At 65.8% G+C, this 16795-nt stretch carries 15 protein-coding genes and 1 pseudogene; 5 read left to right on the forward strand and 11 right to left on the reverse strand.

The window, feature by feature from the left end; all coding sequences use genetic code 11:
* Nucleotides 1-29: 29 nt before the first annotated feature.
* Nucleotides 30-947 carry a LysR family transcriptional regulator gene (locus tag ACOZ9V_RS15775; protein WP_181270765.1) on the forward strand — a complete coding sequence of 306 codons (918 nt, stop codon included), beginning with the start codon at nucleotides 30-32 and terminating at the stop codon, nucleotides 945-947.
* An 83-nt stretch (nucleotides 948-1030) separates the two neighbouring features.
* Here the strand turns inward: ACOZ9V_RS15775 and ACOZ9V_RS15780 are convergent, their stop codons facing one another.
* A complete protein-coding gene (locus ACOZ9V_RS15780) occupies nucleotides 1031-1774 on the reverse strand; it encodes a phosphoglyceromutase (RefSeq protein ID WP_181270766.1) in 744 nt (247 codons plus the stop codon).
* Between the two features lie 167 nt (nucleotides 1775-1941).
* Here ACOZ9V_RS15780 and ACOZ9V_RS15785 point away from each other — a divergent pair, with 167 nt between their 5' ends.
* Together ACOZ9V_RS15785 and ACOZ9V_RS15790 are read left to right on the forward strand one after the other, a co-directional pair.
* On the forward strand, nucleotides 1942-2982 hold the full coding sequence (locus tag ACOZ9V_RS15785) for a bile acid:sodium symporter family protein (RefSeq protein WP_434591567.1): 1041 nt from the start codon (nucleotides 1942-1944) through the stop codon (nucleotides 2980-2982).
* Nucleotides 2982-3689 (forward strand): GNAT family N-acetyltransferase, encoded by a 708-nt coding sequence (locus tag ACOZ9V_RS15790; protein ID WP_434591570.1) that lies wholly within the window; start codon nucleotides 2982-2984, stop codon nucleotides 3687-3689. Before ACOZ9V_RS15785 ends, ACOZ9V_RS15790 begins: the two co-directional genes overlap by 1 nt.
* 13 nt (nucleotides 3690-3702) lie before the next feature.
* Here ACOZ9V_RS15790 and ACOZ9V_RS15795 read toward each other — a convergent pair.
* From ACOZ9V_RS15795 to ACOZ9V_RS15825, 7 genes and pseudogenes are all read right to left on the reverse strand, one after another.
* Nucleotides 3703-3951, reverse strand: a pseudogene (locus tag ACOZ9V_RS15795) (iron chaperone); the annotation flags it as partial.
* A 128-nt stretch (nucleotides 3952-4079) separates the two neighbouring features.
* Complete coding sequence (locus tag ACOZ9V_RS15800) at nucleotides 4080-4670, reverse strand: YbjN domain-containing protein (RefSeq protein WP_434591573.1); 591 nt, start codon at nucleotides 4668-4670, stop codon at nucleotides 4080-4082.
* Between the two features lie 50 nt (nucleotides 4671-4720).
* A complete protein-coding gene (locus ACOZ9V_RS15805) occupies nucleotides 4721-6157 on the reverse strand; it encodes a glycosyltransferase (RefSeq protein ID WP_181270769.1) in 1437 nt (478 codons plus the stop codon).
* A gap of 102 nt (nucleotides 6158-6259) precedes the next feature.
* Nucleotides 6260-7069, reverse strand: a complete 810-nt coding sequence (locus ACOZ9V_RS15810) for an alpha/beta fold hydrolase (protein ID WP_434591576.1) — start codon at nucleotides 7067-7069, stop codon at nucleotides 6260-6262.
* Between the two features lie 73 nt (nucleotides 7070-7142).
* A complete protein-coding gene (locus tag ACOZ9V_RS15815) occupies nucleotides 7143-7454 on the reverse strand; it encodes a DUF2516 family protein (RefSeq protein ID WP_092010787.1) in 312 nt (103 codons plus the stop codon).
* A 109-nt stretch (nucleotides 7455-7563) separates the two neighbouring features.
* Nucleotides 7564-8046 (reverse strand): AzlD domain-containing protein, encoded by a 483-nt coding sequence (locus tag ACOZ9V_RS15820; protein WP_434591579.1) that lies wholly within the window; start codon nucleotides 8044-8046, stop codon nucleotides 7564-7566.
* Nucleotides 8043-8819, reverse strand: coding sequence for an AzlC family ABC transporter permease (locus tag ACOZ9V_RS15825; RefSeq protein ID WP_139468113.1), 777 nt, complete (start codon nucleotides 8817-8819; stop codon nucleotides 8043-8045). The genes ACOZ9V_RS15820 and ACOZ9V_RS15825 overlap by 4 nt, the downstream gene beginning before the upstream one ends.
* 66 nt (nucleotides 8820-8885) lie before the next feature.
* Here ACOZ9V_RS15825 and ACOZ9V_RS15830 point away from each other — a divergent pair, with 66 nt between their 5' ends.
* Nucleotides 8886-9539 (forward strand): helix-turn-helix domain-containing protein, encoded by a 654-nt coding sequence (locus ACOZ9V_RS15830; RefSeq protein ID WP_434591583.1) that lies wholly within the window; start codon nucleotides 8886-8888, stop codon nucleotides 9537-9539.
* 12 nt (nucleotides 9540-9551) lie between these two features.
* Here the strand turns inward: ACOZ9V_RS15830 and ACOZ9V_RS15835 are convergent, their stop codons facing one another.
* On the reverse strand, nucleotides 9552-10700 hold the full coding sequence (locus ACOZ9V_RS15835) for an FUSC family protein (protein WP_434591586.1): 1149 nt from the start codon (nucleotides 10698-10700) through the stop codon (nucleotides 9552-9554).
* Between the two features lie 85 nt (nucleotides 10701-10785).
* On the opposite strand from ACOZ9V_RS15835, the gene pepN reads away from it, so the two are divergent.
* On the forward strand, nucleotides 10786-13929 hold the full coding sequence (gene pepN, locus ACOZ9V_RS15840) for an aminopeptidase N (protein ID WP_434591589.1): 3144 nt from the start codon (nucleotides 10786-10788) through the stop codon (nucleotides 13927-13929).
* A gap of 316 nt (nucleotides 13930-14245) precedes the next feature.
* Here the strand turns inward: pepN and ACOZ9V_RS15845 are convergent, their stop codons facing one another.
* Both ACOZ9V_RS15845 and ACOZ9V_RS15850 read right to left on the reverse strand, forming a co-directional pair.
* Nucleotides 14246-15334 carry a C40 family peptidase gene (locus ACOZ9V_RS15845; RefSeq protein ID WP_139468109.1) on the reverse strand — a complete coding sequence of 363 codons (1089 nt, stop codon included), beginning with the start codon at nucleotides 15332-15334 and terminating at the stop codon, nucleotides 14246-14248.
* A 319-nt stretch (nucleotides 15335-15653) separates the two neighbouring features.
* On the reverse strand, nucleotides 15654-16769 hold the full coding sequence (locus tag ACOZ9V_RS15850) for an LLM class flavin-dependent oxidoreductase (protein ID WP_434591592.1): 1116 nt from the start codon (nucleotides 16767-16769) through the stop codon (nucleotides 15654-15656).
* Between the last annotated feature and the right edge of the window lie 26 nt (nucleotides 16770-16795).

Here is a 16795-nt window from a genome sequence, read left to right on the forward strand (position 1 = left end):
TCCGTCCACTGTTTCATTAAGATTATTTGATGATCGATACCGTTGCACTGCGCACCCTCGTCGCCCTCGATTCGCTCGGTTCGGTCACGGCGACGGCCGAGTCTCTGGGATATACGCCGGCGGCGGTGAGCCATCAGCTGCAGAAGCTCTCGCGCTATCTCGGTGCACCGGTGACTGAGCGGACGGGCCGCGGCATTGCGCTGACACCGATGGGCCGGGAGCTCAGCCGACGCGGGGCCGGGCTGCTGGAGGAGCTGGAGAGTCTGGAGACCGCGGCCCGAGCGCAGTCAGGTGAGCCGCGGGGACGGATCACGGTCGGCGGGTTCTCGACGGGGATCCGCGGACTGCTCGTACCCGCGCTGCCGCGATTGGCCGCCTCGGCGCCGGAGCTGACGGTGTCGAACTTCGAGGAGGAGCCGGACGAGCTCATCGAGATGGTCACGGCCGGCAGGATCGATGCCTCGCTCGTCTTCGGCTGGGATTCGTCCTCGCTGCACCTGCCCGCGACGCTGATCTCGGAGACGATCACCGTGGATCGGGCCGATATCGTCATGCATCGGGATCATCATCTGGCCGCCTGCACCGAGGTGACCCGCAGCGATCTGCTCGGCGAGATGTTCGTATCGGCGCCGCGCAATGCGGTGTGCCATCGATGGCTGACGGCACTGTTCGAGGAGCTCGGCAGCAAGCCGCAGATCGACTACTGGGCAATCGAGTACGACACGCAGATCGAGTTCGTCCGAGCTGTCGGGGCGTTGGCGCTCGTGCCGCGGTTGGGCAGGCCGCACCTGCCGGCCGATGTCGTGGCGGTGCCGCTCGATGATCCGAGCATTGCCCGCACGATCTCACTGGTGTGGCGGAAATCGATGTCGGCCTCCCCCGCGATCGCCTTTCTGCTCGAAGAGATGAAAGCGATCGCCGGGAAGGCCGACTCGATCGATGCATGAGTGGGGCCGGGGTTCGGCATCCGAGTGTCGTCTCGGCGCCCGAGCCCGAACGGATCCCGCCCCGTCTGCGGTGGGGCCGGGGGTCAGCGCCCCTGGTTGGCGACCTGGCCGATGGCGGCCGCTGCCGCTTCGGCATCGAGGTAGGTTCCGCCGGGGGTGACCGGGGTGAAGTCCTCGGTGAGCTCGTAGTGCAGCGGAATGCCGGTGGGGATATTCAGCCCGGTGATATCGGCATCGGAGATCCCATCGAGGTGCTTGACCAGCGCACGCAGCGAGTTGCCGTGGGCGGCCACGAGCACGGTCTTGCCGACGGTGAGTTCGGGCACGAGGGTGTCGTACCAGTAGGGCAGCAGGCGATCGATGACGTCGGCGAGGCATTCGGTGCGGGGCAGCGCATCGCCGAGGTTGGCGTAGCGGGATTCACCGGCCTGAGAGAATTCCGAGCTGTCGGCCAGGGCCGGCGGCGGAGTATCGAAGGAGCGGCGCCAGGTCATGAACTGCTCTTCGCCGAACTCGTCGCGGATCTCCTTCTTGTTCTTGCCCTGCAGTGCGCCGTAGTGGCGTTCGTTGAGGCGCCAGCTGCGGTGGACGTCGAGCCAGGACAGGTCCGCTGCCTCGAGTGCGATGTTCGCGGTCAGAATCGCACGCTTGAGCCGCGAGGTGTAGACGACATCGGGGATGAGGTCTTTCTCGCGCAGCAGCTCGCCGGCGCGCTTGCCTTCGGCACGGCCTTTGTCGGTGAGGGTCACGTCGACCCATCCGGTGAACAGATTCTTCTGGTTCCATTCGCTTTCGCCGTGGCGCAGCAGGATGAGGTTATACGTCATGGCTCCATTTTGACACGACCGTTCAGTCTCGGTCGCCGACGACCGTCATCACCGCCGGTCTCCTCCGGAGGTGGCCCGCCAACACCCAGCCGCTCCTCCTCGCCGATCGGGTCTCAATTTCTGGGCGTGTGTCTCGAATGACAAAATCGTCGGAGTAGCCTGGATCCATGTCACAAACGCCAGCACATCAGGCTTCCGGAGGCACAGCCGCTCCCGCTGCCGATCGCAGTTCGATCATCGCCGTCACGGCTCTGCCGGTCCTCGTCGTCATTGCGGGAGTGCTCGGGTTCCTGCTGCCCAATGCCTTCACTCCCCTGGCGCCGTCGATCACCTGGGCGCTCGGCGTGGTCATGTTCTTCATGGGCCTGACCCTGACGCTGCCCGACTTCGCCCGCATCGCGAAGCGGCCGTGGATTGCGGTGCTCGGAGTCGTCACTCAGTTCGTGGCGATGCCGCTGCTCGGCCTCCTCGTCGTGACCGTGTACTCGCTTCCGACCGAGATCGCCGTCGGCGTCATCCTCGTCGGCTGCGCGCCCGGCGGCACTGCGTCGAATGTCGTCACCTATCTGGCCAAGGGCGACACAGCGCTGTCGGTGTCGATCACGACCCTGTCGACGCTGCTCGCTCCGGTGCTCACCCCGCTGCTGACTCTGTGGCTGGCCGGTTCGTATATGGACGTGCCGTTCTGGTCGATGTTCGTCTCGATCTGCCAGACCGTGCTCGTGCCGGTCATCGTCGGCGTCCTCGTCCGCGTGTTCGCGTCGAAGTTCGTCGACAAGATCTCGCCGGTGCTGCCGTGGCTGGCCTCGATCGCCATCGCCTATATCGTCTCGATCGTCGTGGCCGGATCCGCGGGTTCGATCGCCACTGCCGGTGTGCTCGTTCTGCTGGCCGTCGTCACGCACAATCTGCTCGGGCTCGGTGTCGGCTACGGTGTGGCCGCGGCCTGCCGTCTCGACACCCCAACCCGTCGCGCGCTGTCGTTCGAGGTCGGACTCCAGAACTCCGGTCTGGCATCGACCCTGGCCACCACGTACTTCTCACCGCTGGCAGCACTGCCCGGAGCCGTCTTCAGCGTGTGGCACAACGTCTCCGGCGCCGTGCTGGCCTCGCTCTTCGCTCGTCGTCCCTATGGCAAGCCGCCGGTCGATGCGGCGGGCCGTGAGCCGGCCACTGCCGGAGCGACCTCCGCTGGGATCGCGGGCTGATGACCACCGAGGCAGCCCCGGGCGAGGGCGAATCGGGTCAGGGCGAATCGGGCCGAGGCTTCGACGGGTTCTCCCGTCAGACCCTGGACCTGGCGGGCCGGACGTTCGTCATCCGCCGCGCGAACGAGGCCGATGTGTCGGCCATTGTTGCGCTCCTGCGTGACGACGTGCTCGGGGCCGCCCGTGAGGCCGAGGTCGAAGTGGTCGACCGTGCGGGCGCTGTCGCAGCCGGCGCCGCACCTGCCATCCCCGACGCCGAGGATGCAGCCCCCTATGCTCGTGCGTTCGCGCTCATCGACGCCGATCCCAATCAGCTCCTCGTCGCCATCACCGAAGCAGCAGGACAGGCTGACACGCCAGGCCGGGCCGAGTCAGCCGAACAGGCCGAGTCGGCCGATCAGACCCGATCAGCTGGCCAGACTCACGACGGCACGACCGTCGTCGGGACCCTGCAGCTGAGTCTGCTGCCCAGCCTGTCTCGCCGCGGCACGCTCCGCCTGCAGATCGAGGCGGTGCGAGTCGGCCCCTCGGCTCAGGGGATCGGGCTCGGCACGGCGGTCTTCGAATGGGCTCACGAGTGCGGACGTCGCTTCGGCGCCGGACTCGTTCAGCTCACCACCGATAAGTCGCGCACCGGTGCTCAGCGTTTCTATGACCGACTCGGCTATGTCGCCAGCCACGAGGGAATGAAGCTGCCCCTCGACTGAGACCGGCGCGCCCTCACATCCACTTCACTCCGTCGACCTCGAATTCGCGGATCCGGTGGGCGATCATCTCGGTCAGCAGCTCGGTCGGAATCTCGCCGTCATAGGGCAGTTTGATCGAGCCCTTACCGGTGTCGAAGTCCTGCAGACGGTCGGCGAAGACGTCTTTCGTGCTGGGAGTGAAGACGACGTTCGCGTGCTTCTTGTACCCGGCGAACACGAACAGGATCGAGCCGAGGGCATAGGCGGGGCTGCCCCATTTGAGGCTCTCCTCGGCTCACGGTGCAGCGGCACGACTGAGCTCGCGCAACTGAGCGAGGAAGGCTCGGTGTCGCTCGTCGTCGAATGAGGCAATGTATTCGTCGACGCTCACCGGCTTGGAGGTGGACGCACTCATGGGCGCGAGCCGTCACTCGCACGATCGGCCGACACCGCCGACACCGCCGGGGGTTCGGAATCGCCGTCGCCGAAGGTGCCGAGGAATTCGTTGTCATCCCCGCTGAGCACCTTCTCGAAGGCCGCGAGGTTGCGCGTCGACTCGCCTCGGCCGACCCTCCAGGCCCACTCTTTCTTCATTCCGGTGAGGAACCCGATCTGGAGGAGTTCGTTGAATGAGGAGTCCGCCGTGGCGAGCATCGCCCCGAGAAGTCCGTCGAGCTCATCGAGCAGATGCTCTCGGGGCACGCTCGCCCGCAGATAGACATCGCCGAGGCCGTCGATCGCAAACGCCACCGGCCCGGGTTTGAGGTTCTTCTGCAGCAGCCACCGATTGAATGCGGCCGAGTTCTCGTCTGGATGACGGATGACGAACGCCTGCAGATGGGCGGTGCGAGCGAAGACGCTGATCGCCACGTTCGTCTTGAGCTTCTTCTCCCCCGGCAGGGTGACGACGATCTCGGCATCCTCGATCGAATCGACAGGAACGTCGTTGTTCTCGGCCCAGGAGCGCACTCCGGACAGGATCGCCTCGGTGTCGGTGCTCATGCTCTCTCGCCTTTCGCTCGGCTCTCGTGCTCACCGCCGACTCTAGTCGTTCAGCACGCTCCCAGCGCTTCCGAGCGCCGCGCAGATATGCCGGAGATGTCCGGCACAGCGTCGAGGACGGCTGCGACGGTGTGGCCCCAGTCGAAGCGTTCGGCACGGTCGACGGCATGGCCCGCGAGTTCGGCTCGCAGCTGCGTGTCCTCGAGCAGGGTCTCGATCGCCGTCGCCCAGTGGTGCGGGTTGTGATCGGCGATGAGCAGTCCCGAATGTCCGTGTTCGACGATCTCCGGGAGTCCTCCCACCGCCGAGGCGATCGCCGGCAGACCGGAGGCGGCCGCTTCGGCGGCCACGAGTCCGAAGGATTCGCTGCGGGAAGGAACGATGAGCACGTCCGCGGCCCGGTAGTAATCGACGAGGACGTGGGAGGGAACGGGCGGGCGGACCTCGACGCTGGGTTCGCTCGCGATCGCCGCGGTCAGCTCCCGCAGATACGCCGAGGACGGTCGGACCGCTCCCCCGCCTGCTTCGACGCCTGCCCCCGAGGCGGCTCCGAGGAGGATACCGCGGGTTCGCGAGGCCAGGTGCGGGTTGCGTTCCCGCAGATCGGCCAGGGCGTCGACGGCGACGTCCGTGCCTTTGATGAACTGCATACGCCCGACGTAGAGGACGATCGCCTCGTCCGAGTCGAATCCCAGACGCTTGCGCGCGTCCGACTGTGAGTCCGGTGCGTAGAGCGCGTGATCGACACCCGGTCGGGCGACGACGACCGAGTCGGGGTCGGCGTGGAGTTCCGACACGAGGTCGCGACGTTCGGCGGGGGTGGCGGCGACGAGCAGGTCGGCCTCGGCGGCGATGCGCTCTTCGGCTTCGAGGCGTTGGGGTCGTTCGTGGCTGGTGTCGGAATCGCGGTTCTTCACCGCCCCGATCGTGTGCATGCTCACCGCGATCGGAGCCTGCGCCGCACGGTCCTGCCCGACCCCGACAACGGCGTCGGCACCGCTGTCTCCGGATTCGGTGCCGCTGTCTCCGGACTCGGCGTCGTTGTCGACGGCGTTGTCACGGGCGCGCAGGGCCGCCTCGGCGGAGATCCAATAGTGGCTCCAGATGAGATCGGCGGAGCGGAAGTCGGGGTGGGCATTGAGCAGGTCGGCGAGTTCGTCGATCGCGTCGGCGAGTTCGTCCTTCGTCGCGGCGCCGACCGGCAGGTGGTGGAGGGTGATGGATTCGGTGATCTCCAGCCTCGCGCTCCGACCTACGGAGGGGCCCGCGCCTCGTCCCCGGTCAGCGCCGGCTCCGTCGAAAGCGACTTCTGCACTGCCTCCCGTGCCGTCGAGTCCGCCGGGGTCGGCGGTGAATACGTCGACTTGGTGTCCGGCGGCGGCGAGCGCTCGCACGGATTGGTCGACGTAGACGTTCATTCCTCCGGCGTCGCCCTGGCCGGGTTGGGCGACGGGCGAGGTGTGGAGGGAGAGGACGGAGATGCGCACGGAGACAGTCTAGCCAACGACTTCGGTCGGGTGACCAGCCGAAGCCAGCGCTGAACCGAATCCAGAACCTCACCGAAGAACGTGACTAACCGAAGCCGGTGCCTAACCGAAGAACTCGCCGAGGATGCGCCGTACGTCATGACGGCCGCGCCACAGGATCGATCCGGCAGGGAGCACCTCGAGGCGGGAGTTCGGAATCGCACGGTGGATGCCTTCGGCGACGGGGACCGGATGTGCTGGGTCGTCTTCGTGGGTGAGCACGAGGACATCGCCCGGGAAGGAGCGCAGGTTCTCGGCTGCCTCATCGGTGTCCGCGACAGCGATTTCGAGGGCGAGTCCGAGTCCGTCGGACATGTCCGTGTGGACGAGGTTCTCGGCCTTCGCCTTCGTCCAGGCTCGCGCGGGAAGCATTTGGGCCACCTCGGCGGGTTCGCGGGAGAGCATGAGGTCGACGATGCCGTCGATGTTCTCATCGGCGACGAGGCGGCGCAGTCTCTCCAGGTGGGAGCCGTTGGCGGCGGCCACCTCGGCGGGGAACCCGGTGAAGGAGGCGGGGAGGACGAGGGCGATCTTGTCGAGACCGCGGGTCGCGGGGTGGGCGATGCTCAGCAGGTGGAGGAGTCCTCCGGCGGACATCGAGACGCCCAGCGCTCGGCTCGCCGAGGTGGTGCTCACTGCGTCGGCGAGCACCTCGGCGATCTGCGGGTAGGTCCAGCCGGGGCCGGGTGAGGGGCGGCCGCCGTGGCCGGGCAGGTGGAGGAAGTGGCGGGTACCGGTGATGCCGGTGCCGAAGGGACGGGTGTCGCGGATCGCGCCGGCGAATCCGTGGCCGAAGAGGGTGTGCGGCTCGCCGCTTCCGAACGTGGCGATGAAGCCGGATTCGGGGCCCGGCAGGTTGAGGTCGGTGCTCATAGGGTGAGTCTAGTCAGCGTGTGCTGGGCGCTTGCCGATCGGGTCCGCGAATGCTGCTGCGGCGTCAAGGCGGTCAGCGGTTGCGGTAGCGCGGATCGACGGCCCGGACCTTCGGGCGCACATCGGTGAGGTAGACGATGCCGGCGACGAGGGCGATGATGTTGAGGAAGATCATGCTCATGCCCATCGGCGGCAGTGCGATGAGGGCGAGCGCGAGCCCGACGCCGAGGAGGATGACCCAGAACTTCTTGCTCTGCTTGTCCACGGCACGGTAGTTCTCGTCCTTGAAGCGGAGGCAGTCGATGAACGCCCAGAGCTGGACGACGAATGCGGCCACCGTCAGGGCAAGAAAGACGAGACGCTGAAAACCCGCGATGTATTCCATGGTCCCAGCCTAGCAATCTCGGGCTTTCGGGGCAGTTCCGGGCTGGAGATCCTCGGCAATTGCCCACCCGCATCCCACGGCTTTCACAGTGGGTGCCTGCCGTCCCTGCTCAGAGGATCCCGGTGGTGCGGATGAGCGCGCACACGCCCATGCCGATGACGACGGCGAGCAGCATCGGCACGCGCAGAATCGAGGCGAGAACGCCGGCACCGACGCCGATGAGGCGGGCCGGATCGGCGATGTCAGTGCCGTCGAAGACCGCGGTGGTGGCGAAGACGGCGCCGATGAGCACGACCGTGGCCCGGTCCATCCACATCGTCACACGCTCGGTCGAGTCGGCCGAATCACCGGCCCCCGCCGAGGCGGCTGTGCCCTGCCCCTCGACCCCTGCAGGGGCGGTTGTGCCCTGTCCGTCCACGCCCGAGGAGGAATCGGCCCCCACAGAGGAGTCAGGCCCTGCCGAGGCGGCCGCCGGGGTCCGCCGGCGCCCCTTCGTGGCGATGGCCGCTCCCACCTTCACGCCGGCGAAGCGCATGAGATAGGTTCCGAGGCTCAGCCCGGCAAGGGCGATGAGGAAGCTGACGGCGCTCATCGGCGGCTCTCCTCTCGGGTTGAGTGCTGCGAGTGGGCGGCATCGTGCGGGTCTGCGCTGTTGTCGCCTGCGCGGCGGCGACGGATGAACCAGCGCACACCCCAGCCGGCCGCGACGAAGACGAAGACGGACAGCGAGGTCACTGCTCCCAGCCCGAGCGGCAGCAGCGGGGTCAGGCCCACGGCGATGAGGATACCGATGACGGTCAGCGAGAGTGTGACCCGGTTCTTCAGGTCCCCGCGGATGAGGCAGAAGAGGATGATCGGGAAGGCCGCATCGAGTCCGAGCAGGTCCGCGTTGATGACATTGCCCAGCCACTGCCCGACCATGGCACCGCCGGGCCACATGATGGCGATTGCGGCGCCCATGAGCAGGAAGGCATGCCATTTCGCCCGATCGTTGTGCCCGAGGCGCGAGATCGCGGTGGATTCGTCGTTGATCCAGTGGGAGGCGATGAGAGCTCGCCAGTCCTGTGGGAAGAAAGGGCCGACCGCGACGCCGAAGGCGAAGTTCCGGGAATTGACGAGGAGACCCGCCAGCACCGCGAGGATCGGGGCACCGCCGGCGGCGATGACGCCGACGAAGGTGAATTCGGCGGCGCCGCCGAGAGCGAACATCGCCAGCAGCAGAGTCTGCCACCAGGCGAATCCGGAGACCGCGGAGATCGCCCCGTACGACAGCGCGACTGCGATGATCGTGACGGTGACGATGGCGACCGCACGATAGGTCGAGCCGGGGAGCACCCGATCAGCCGTGCGAAATAATGAACCCATGTTCTATACAGTGCACCCTCGGCCATCGTTCGTCAACCCGAACGGCCTAACCGCTATAGTGAACCCATGACTTCTCGAAGCAACGACGATTCGCTGAATGACGCTCAGGGCAGCTCCGACCCCGAGTCCGCTCCCAGCGCCACCGATTCCGACGCCACAGCGCCCGGCCCGTCGCTCTCACCGAGTCAGCAGATCGCGGCGGCGCTGAAACGAGAACGACTGCGCGCCGGACTCTCCCTCTCCGAGGTCGCCAGGCGCGCCGGCATCGGCAAGTCGACGATGTCCGGGCTTGAGACGGGAAGCGGAAATCCGAGCCTGGAGACGATGTGGGCTCTGGCCGCTGCGCTCGACATCCCCCTTGCGCGCCTGCTCGACCCGCCCCCGCACGAGGTCGCCTTCCAACACGTCGGCGATATGCCCAGCCTGCCCTCGACCACCGCGAACTATGTGGCCACCCTGCTCTCGCCGTCGCCGACGACTGCCCGACGCGACGTCTACTTCATCCAGGCCGAACCGGGTGAACCCAGGGAGTCTCAGCCGCACCCGCAGGGCACGATCGAACATGTCATCCTCGGCCGCGGGGCCGCACGCATCGAAGTGCTCGGCAAGTCCTACGAATTGGGCGTCGGCGACTACCTCACCCATCCGGGCGATCAGCCTCACCGGTTCACGGCTCTGGAGCCGGGCACGAACGCCGTCTTCGTCGTCGAAAGCAGCTGACCGCTTCGACGGCTATTCGACAGCCGGTCCGTCTTCCTCATCGGCGTTCACGGCCAGCGGTGGAAGCCGGGACTGGGCCTCCTCACGAGTGAGTCCCGCGGCCTGCAGCAGGTCGACGGCGACAGTCCGCAGGAGCAGGACCATCGACTCGTCGTGGATGTCCCAATCGGGCTTCGCTCGCGGATCCAGAGCCCCCGCCGCTTCGGACAGGGCCGCCTCGGCGAGGGAACGGTCGGTGCCGCGGCGCAGAGCGATCTCGAGCTTCTTCGCACCGTCGGCCAAGGATCCGACGTAGTCGGCGATGACGGGTTTGGCGACGCCGAGCTCGGTGATGCCGACGACGCGGCGGGCGATGACTCGCATGGTCCGCATCGCGCGGTCGGAGAAGGTGTGGGCACGTGACAGGCGGGTGACTTCGGCCGCATGCCGGCGGGCACGTGCGTTGATCTTCGCGGCTTCACGAGAGATCCGCAGGGATGAACCCCAGGAGTCGATGATGTCCTGGGTTTCGCGAGCACGCTCGAGGGCTCGTCCTGCCATCGTCACATCGGCTTCGCGCAGGGCTCGTTTCATCATACTGAGGACTGCGTCGACCTCCTCGAGCATGTCCGCGGCCAGGCGACGCGGAGCCTTTCGAGCGTCGCGCGGGATCAGCAGTGCCAGGAGGATGGCGCAGACGGATCCGGTGAGAGCGTCGAGGGTTCGCGGGAACGGCATGGTGGTGGCGCTGGCAGGGACTACGACGACGTAGACGGATTGGACGGCGATCTGGGTGATGAAGATGCCGCCGGAGTTCAGTATCGTGCCGATCGTCAGGCCGATGATCAGAGTCAGGGCGAGCTGCCAGATGCCGGAGCCGTAGAAGTTGACGAGTATCTCGCCCACGAGCACCCCGAACGTCGCTCCGATGCCGATCTCGAGGGCGCGGCGCAGGCGACGGTCGACGACGGGGCCGATGCCGACGGCGGAGGCGACCGCGGCAAGGAACGGATACGGGTGGCCGAGCACATAGACGCAGAAGGCGTAGGCGGCGGTCGCGGCGATGGGGATCTGGATCAGCTGACCGGAGTTCACCCACACTCGCTTGAGCCCTAAGCGCAGGCGGTGGGCGACGACGTTGAACCCCCGCCGAGGCAGTTCGCTGACCCGATTGTCCGCCATCAGTCCCCTCTGCCGCTCGCTGGTGCTGTACTCAGAATACCGGAAATGTGGCATGCTAAAGTCTGTCCGCCGAGGAGGCTATTGAATGACAACGAATCTCACCCGAAGCGAAGCGCAGAGCCGAACACAGCTGCTCGAGGTCGATTCCTACTCAGTCCATATCGACGTCAGCAACGCCGAAACCGATGCCGACACGTACCTGTCTCGCACTGTCGTCGACTTCTCCGCCCGCTTCGTCGATTCGACATTCATCGACCTCATCGCCGACTCCGTGACCTCAGTTCTGATCAATGGTGAGAGTCTCTCCCCCGCCGAGGTCTTCGACGGCGCCCGAGTCACGTTCCCCGTCCGCGCCGGCCGCAATTCCCTGACGATCGAGGCGCAGGCCCGCTATTCCACCTCGGGCGAGGGTCTGCACCGGTTCACTGATCCGGCCGACGGCAAAACCTATCTCTATACACAGTACGAACCCACCGACGCCCGTCGCGTCTTTGCGAATTTCGACCAGCCCGACCTCAAGGCCGAGTTCATCTTCACGGTCACCGCTCCCGCACATTTCCAGGTTCTGTCGAACCGGGCCGAGGCGCGGACGGAACCGGCCGATGGTGCGGCGGGGGCCGCCTCGGCGGGATTCGAGCCTGCGAACGGATACGAGTCGTCTGCCGCGGTCACCCATTGCTTCGAACCGACGCTCAAGCAGTCGAGCTACATCACCTGCATCACCGCGGGCCCCTACGAGGGGGCGACGGACGAGTGGACGGATCCGCGCACCGGGCAGACCGTGCAGTTGGGCGCGTGGACGCGCGCGAGCCTCGTCGAGCACCTCGACGCGGAGGATATCTTCGGCGTCACGAAGGCGGGCCTCGACTTCTTCACCTCCGAATTCGACTACCCCTACCCGTGGGGCAAGTACGATCAGATCTTCGTTCCCGAGTACAACCTCGGCGCGATGGAGAACCCCGGCCTGGTGACGTTCACGGACAATCTGATCTTCCGGGACAAGGTCACGGACGCGAACTACGAGTCACGCGCCAACGTCATCCTGCACGAGATGGCGCACATGTGGTTCGGCGATCTCGTCACGATGAAGTGGTGGGATGACCTGTGGCTCAAAGAGTCCTTCGCCGATTTCATGGGCGGGCTCGCGCTGGCCGAGGCGACGCGGTTCACCGATGGGTGGGTGACCTTCGCGTTGCGCCGCAAGGCGTGGGCGTACACGCAGGACCTGTATCCGACGACGCACCCTATCGTCGCCTACATCCCCGATGTCGAGGCCGCGAAGCTCAACTTCGATGGCATCACCTATGCCAAGGGCGCATCCGTGCTCAAGCAGCTCGTCGCGTTCGTCGGCCGGGAGGCTTTCTTCGCAGGTTCGCGGCTGTATTTCAGACGGTTCGAATACGGCAACACCGAGTTGGCTGATTTCCTCGAATGCCTCGCCGAGGCGGCTCCCGACCGGGACATCGCGAACTGGGCGGCCGCGTGGCTGGGGACGTCCGGAGTCTCGGAGCTGTCCCTGCAGCTCACGACGGCAGACGGTTCGTCTGGGTCCCCGGATGGGTCGGCTGGGTCCGCGGACGGGTCAGCTGGGTACTCGGCCGGATCCGCGGTCGGGTCGGCCGTGTTCTCCCAGGGTGGGGCCGGGACCGGGGCCGAAGGAGATTCTGCCGGTTCCGACGTCTCCGCGCAGAGCGCGGGACGAGGGAGGCTCGTGGCTTCGAGTTCGGGCGCAAAGCTGCGCAGCCCGGATGCGGTCGGCGACGGTTTCGATGAGGCTGCCGGAGCCGCTCACGGGGCAGGATCCGGGTCGGGCGGCAGGGTGAACCCGCCTCGGCGACGGTCCGGTTCGGAACAGGTCACGGGTGCCACGATCACTCAGTCCGATTCGGCCGAGGGAACGGCCCTGCTGCGGCCGCACACGATCGAGATCGCCACGCTCGGGCGGTCGGGGCGGGCGATCGTTCCCCTCGATTCCTTCCGTTTCGAGTTCTCGACCGAGTCTGCCGACGTCGAGCAGCTGATCGGTCGCAGCGCCGGCGTGATCACTCTGCTCAATTACAACGACCTGGACTATGCGCGGATGCGCCTCGATCCGGAGTCGACGGAGGCGGCGATCACCTCGGCGTCGCGGATCACGGATCCGCTGTCACGGGCCCTGGTGTGGTCGGCCTTGGACAATGCGGTGCGCGATGGGCTCATGCCGGTGCAGAAGTACCTCACCGCCTATGCCCGCAGCCTGGGCAAGGAGAGTCACGCCGGGATCATGGCGGGGCTCAGTCAGACTGCTCTGACCTGCATCGATCAGTGGGTGGCGGACCGGAATTTCGATGCCGCGATCATGGGGCTTTTGGGAGCGGCGTTGGATGCGTTGGCGGCGGCGAAAGCAGGGTCGGATGCGCAGCTGCATCTGGCCAACCTCGTATTGGCGCTGACGTCGCGGACGGCCCGCTGCGCCGCCGGCAGTTCCGCGGTGGCTATGGGGCGTGGGTTCGCCAGCCAGATCCTGACGGTGCCGGTCGGTGAGGAGATCGACCGGATGTATGCCGGAGCTCCCGGGCAGGCCGGTTCGGCTGATCGGGCTGGTTCAGCTGGGCAGGCTGGTTCGGTGAGTCAGGCCGGTTCGATGAGCCAGTCGGCCGAAGCTTCCGGTGGTGCCCGCACGGGCCGAGGCGCCGAGCATTCGACTGCGACGCTGCCGTTCCGGGGTCTCATCAATGATCATGCGCTGCGGTGGAATGCGCTGACGGCGCTCGTCTGCCTCGGGTGGGCGGATCAGACGGATATCGCGCGGGAGAATCATTCGGATCCCAGCTCTTCGGGTCGACTTCACGCCGAGACGGCCAGTGCCGCACTGCCTCTGCCGATCGTCAAGATCCGTGCCTGGGAGGCGATCCGCGAGGCGGGAGCGCTGAGCAATGATGTTCTGTCGGCGATCATCGCCGGGTTCATCGCGCCGAGTGCGATGCCGCTCATCGAGGAGTATGTCGATGAGTACTTCGATGGTCTGCTCGGGTTCTGGACGGACAATTCGATTGAGATCGCTCGCCGCCTGGTGCTCGGCCTCTATCCCCGGTGGTCCGTCGACGAGGAGGCTGTGGTCGAGAAGACCGACGCATGGTTGGCCGCCAACGACGATGCACCTGCGGCTCTGCGCCGGCTGGTCATCGAACGTCGCGATGATCTGGCCCGTGCCATCTTCCTGAAATCGACTCAGAGCTCGCGGCACTGACCGGCGGTCGCCTCGGTGGGCGAGTTTCGATGAAATCGGGTCGCCGGTCATTCCGGTCGACTCTGCTCGATAGCCGCCTCGGCGGGCACCTCTCCCCAGGCCAGGTCTCTCAGCAATCGCCATGCTCAGCAGACCTGGCGATGCTCCCCATCCAGAGCCGTGCTCAGCAACCTTGGCGATGTTCCCAGCTAGGCCCTACTGAAATCATTGATGGCCGGTGCCCTCCTCAGGGCACCGGCCATCAGTGTGTCGGCTGGTCGCTCGACTGAACTGGTCAGGTCCTGGTTGGAACCGGGACCATCTGACTCGATCCAGATCAGAGGATGCGGCGGGCTCCGGAGAATTCGTTTCCGGTGTCCCACTTCTTCCAGTCGGTGATGTAGACGTCTTTCGACGCGTTCGGCGAGTGGATCATCTTGCCGTCGCCGACGTACATTCCGACGTGATGGACTGTTCCCGAGCTGGTCGAGAAGAACAGCAGGTCTCCGGGCTTGAGGTTCGACGAGGAGACTGCCTTGCCGGCCTTCGCCTGTTCTCCCGAGTCGCGAGGCAGATCGATGCCGTGGGCTTTGTAGATGGAGTAGGTGAATCCGGAGCAGTCGAATCCGTAGGCGGAGACTCCGGCCCACAGGTAGCGCAGGCCCTCGAACTGCTTCGCGGTCTTCACGAGGTCTTTGCCGCTGGGCTTCTCGGGTTTGTCGCCGACGTCGTAGACATCCACGTCATCGATGTCGATCCAGGCGGCTCCGCCTCCGGGGAGAGCGACGCGGACATCATCGACGTCCTGGGCGATGAGCGGCAGGTCGACGTTGAAGCTGACGTCGGCACCAGTGTCCTTGGTGAATTCGATGCCTTCGAGTTCGCTCTTGGGCTTCGTGACCACTGCGCGGGGCTGGTCTTCGGCGAGCTTTCCGAAGCGGTCGTTTTCGACCAGCTGCTTCTTGGGCAGCCAACCCGGGTAGCCCTTCTTGTTCTTCGGGGTCTTCTGGTCGGTCACGGCGACCTTGGCCCAGCTGCCCTTGGTTTCGAGGACGGAGACTTCCGAACCGTAGGTTGCCTGTGTCTCGGTTTTTCCAGTCAGGCCTCGGCGCACATCGGTGGATTCGAGGTTCTTGTTCCACTTCTTGAGGTCGACGGGGTGCTGGAGTGCGGGCTTGTCGACCTTGCGAGGGGCCTTCGGGTCGGTCCACAGTGTCGCGACCGTGACATCGACGTAGGCGGTCTCGCCCTTTTCGATCTTGCCGTCGGTGATTCGTTCGAGTTCTTGGCCGGGCACGACATCAGCGGAGATGCCGGACGTTTTTGCGGCGTCGGTCGACGACAGATTGCTCGACAGTGCGGGAGCACCGGCGCCGAAAACCAGTCCGACCCCAAGTGCTGCCGAAACAGCAATTTTGGTACGCATTATTTCTCTTTCGGTCTGCAGGCCGGGGGCCCGCGTGGGGGAAGTCTCCGAAGGTGCGCGAGCGCATTCGGCGTACAGTATTCGCCTCCGTTTCGACCTCTCTGCAAGGAGCGGCCTCGCCGTAGACGAGGTTCTGCACGGTGTCGATTCTACCGGCTGTCACACGACTGTCAGCTTTCATGACACTGTGACAGGATAACGCGGACTGGTCGTGGATTGAAGTCCACTTGCCCGAATCGATGCTGAGCTGAGACTTCGGCCCGGTGCCGATGGCCGATATCGGCCCCAATCGGAACCGGGGACAGACCTCAGCCAGGTGTCACATATCGGTGCCTGCATCAGCGACGCCGGAAGCTCCGGTGGAGCCGAGGAATTCCGTGGCAAGGAGGTCGATCGTCTGAGTCCGTCCTGGGTCTTCGCATACGTCTTCGCCTTCCATGGCGCCGGCGATCGGTTGGATCATGATCTCGTCGACCTCGAAGCGCTCGGCGAGTTCCTCTAGCTGCGCGGATACGGATTTCGTGTCGCCGATGATCCAGTTGCCGGAGAGCTCTTCGCCGACCATACGCTCTTGGTCGGTCATCACCGATCGCACGTCGTCGCCGGCCAGGTGCAGCTTCTCCATCGGTCCGCCGGTGCGCATTCTGGCCATCTGCAGCATGAAGGGCTCCGAGCGCAGCCGCGCTTCTTCCTCGGTAGGTGCTGCGACGACGTTGGCCGTGACAAAGGTCTGCGGTTGGTCACCATAGGCGCCAGGCGAGAAATTGTCGCGGTAGATCTTCATTCCGGTGGTGGCACCCGACGCGAAGTGGTTGGCGAAGACATAGGGCATGCCGAGTTCAGCTGCCAGCCTGGCCGAGTAACCGGATGAGCCGAGCAGCCACGGCAGCGGCTGCGTTTCCGGAGCTGCCGCGGGAGTCGCCTTGAGCACATGTTCGCGTCCACCGTGAAGCGGAACTCGCATCCCCTCGGGCCGCATGAGGCTGAGAGTGTCGATCACGTGCTGGGGGAACTGCTCGACGGGATCGATTGCCCGCCCTTCACGGTCGACCATCCGTCCCTCGCCGAGGTGGCCCCGCATTGCCGCCGAGGTGATCGGGTCCGTCCCCGGTGCGCGTCCGATACCCAGATCGATGCGGTCGCCGTAGACAGCGGAGAGCAGAGCGAACAGCTCTGCGACCGCCAGCGGGGCGTGATTGGGAAGCATGACTCCACCGGAACCGAGGCGGATCTGCTGTGTTCCCTGGCCGAGGTGCATGAGCTCGGGCCCAGGCATCGTCGATGCGATCGAGGGCATGTTGTGATGCTCGGCGACCCAATAGCGGGTGAATCCGAGCGTGTCAGCCGTGTCGATGATCTGCTTTGAGGCGGCGAAGGAGTCTGCAGTCGTCTGTCCTGTACGGACAGGGACGAGGTCAAGGATCGAAAGCTTCATACCGAGGCAACAGTGCATGTGAGAAG

The organism is Brevibacterium sp. 1718, from assembly GCF_051131255.1.
Classification (GTDB): domain Bacteria; phylum Actinomycetota; class Actinomycetes; order Actinomycetales; family Brevibacteriaceae; genus Brevibacterium; species Brevibacterium sediminis.

Excerpts from the sequence above, each read along its gene's own strand:
- ACOZ9V_RS15785 (WP_434591567.1), top strand. The coding sequence starts at position 1,942 with ATGTCACAAACGCCAGCACATCAGGCTTCCGGAGGCACAGCCGCTCCC.
- ACOZ9V_RS15775 (WP_181270765.1), top strand. The coding sequence starts at position 30 with ATGATCGATACCGTTGCACTGCGCACCCTCGTCGCCCTCGATTCGCTC.
- ACOZ9V_RS15830 (WP_434591583.1), top strand. The coding sequence starts at position 8,886 with ATGACTTCTCGAAGCAACGACGATTCGCTGAATGACGCTCAGGGCAGC.
- ACOZ9V_RS15815 (WP_092010787.1), bottom strand. The coding sequence starts at position 7,454 with ATGGAATACATCGCGGGTTTTCAGCGTCTCGTCTTTCTTGCCCTGACG.
- ACOZ9V_RS15845 (WP_139468109.1), bottom strand. The coding sequence starts at position 15,334 with ATGCGTACCAAAATTGCTGTTTCGGCAGCACTTGGGGTCGGACTGGTT.
- ACOZ9V_RS15810 (WP_434591576.1), bottom strand. The coding sequence starts at position 7,069 with ATGAGCACCGACCTCAACCTGCCGGGCCCCGAATCCGGCTTCATCGCC.
- ACOZ9V_RS15835 (WP_434591586.1), bottom strand. The coding sequence starts at position 10,700 with ATGGCGGACAATCGGGTCAGCGAACTGCCTCGGCGGGGGTTCAACGTC.
- ACOZ9V_RS15790 (WP_434591570.1), top strand. The coding sequence starts at position 2,982 with ATGACCACCGAGGCAGCCCCGGGCGAGGGCGAATCGGGTCAGGGCGAA.
- ACOZ9V_RS15825 (WP_139468113.1), bottom strand. The coding sequence starts at position 8,819 with ATGGGTTCATTATTTCGCACGGCTGATCGGGTGCTCCCCGGCTCGACC.
- ACOZ9V_RS15800 (WP_434591573.1), bottom strand. The coding sequence starts at position 4,670 with ATGAGCACCGACACCGAGGCGATCCTGTCCGGAGTGCGCTCCTGGGCC.
- ACOZ9V_RS15820 (WP_434591579.1), bottom strand. The coding sequence starts at position 8,046 with ATGAGCGCCGTCAGCTTCCTCATCGCCCTTGCCGGGCTGAGCCTCGGA.
- ACOZ9V_RS15850 (WP_434591592.1), bottom strand. The coding sequence starts at position 16,769 with ATGAAGCTTTCGATCCTTGACCTCGTCCCTGTCCGTACAGGACAGACG.
- ACOZ9V_RS15780 (WP_181270766.1), bottom strand. The coding sequence starts at position 1,774 with ATGACGTATAACCTCATCCTGCTGCGCCACGGCGAAAGCGAATGGAAC.
- pepN (WP_434591589.1), top strand. The coding sequence starts at position 10,786 with ATGACAACGAATCTCACCCGAAGCGAAGCGCAGAGCCGAACACAGCTG.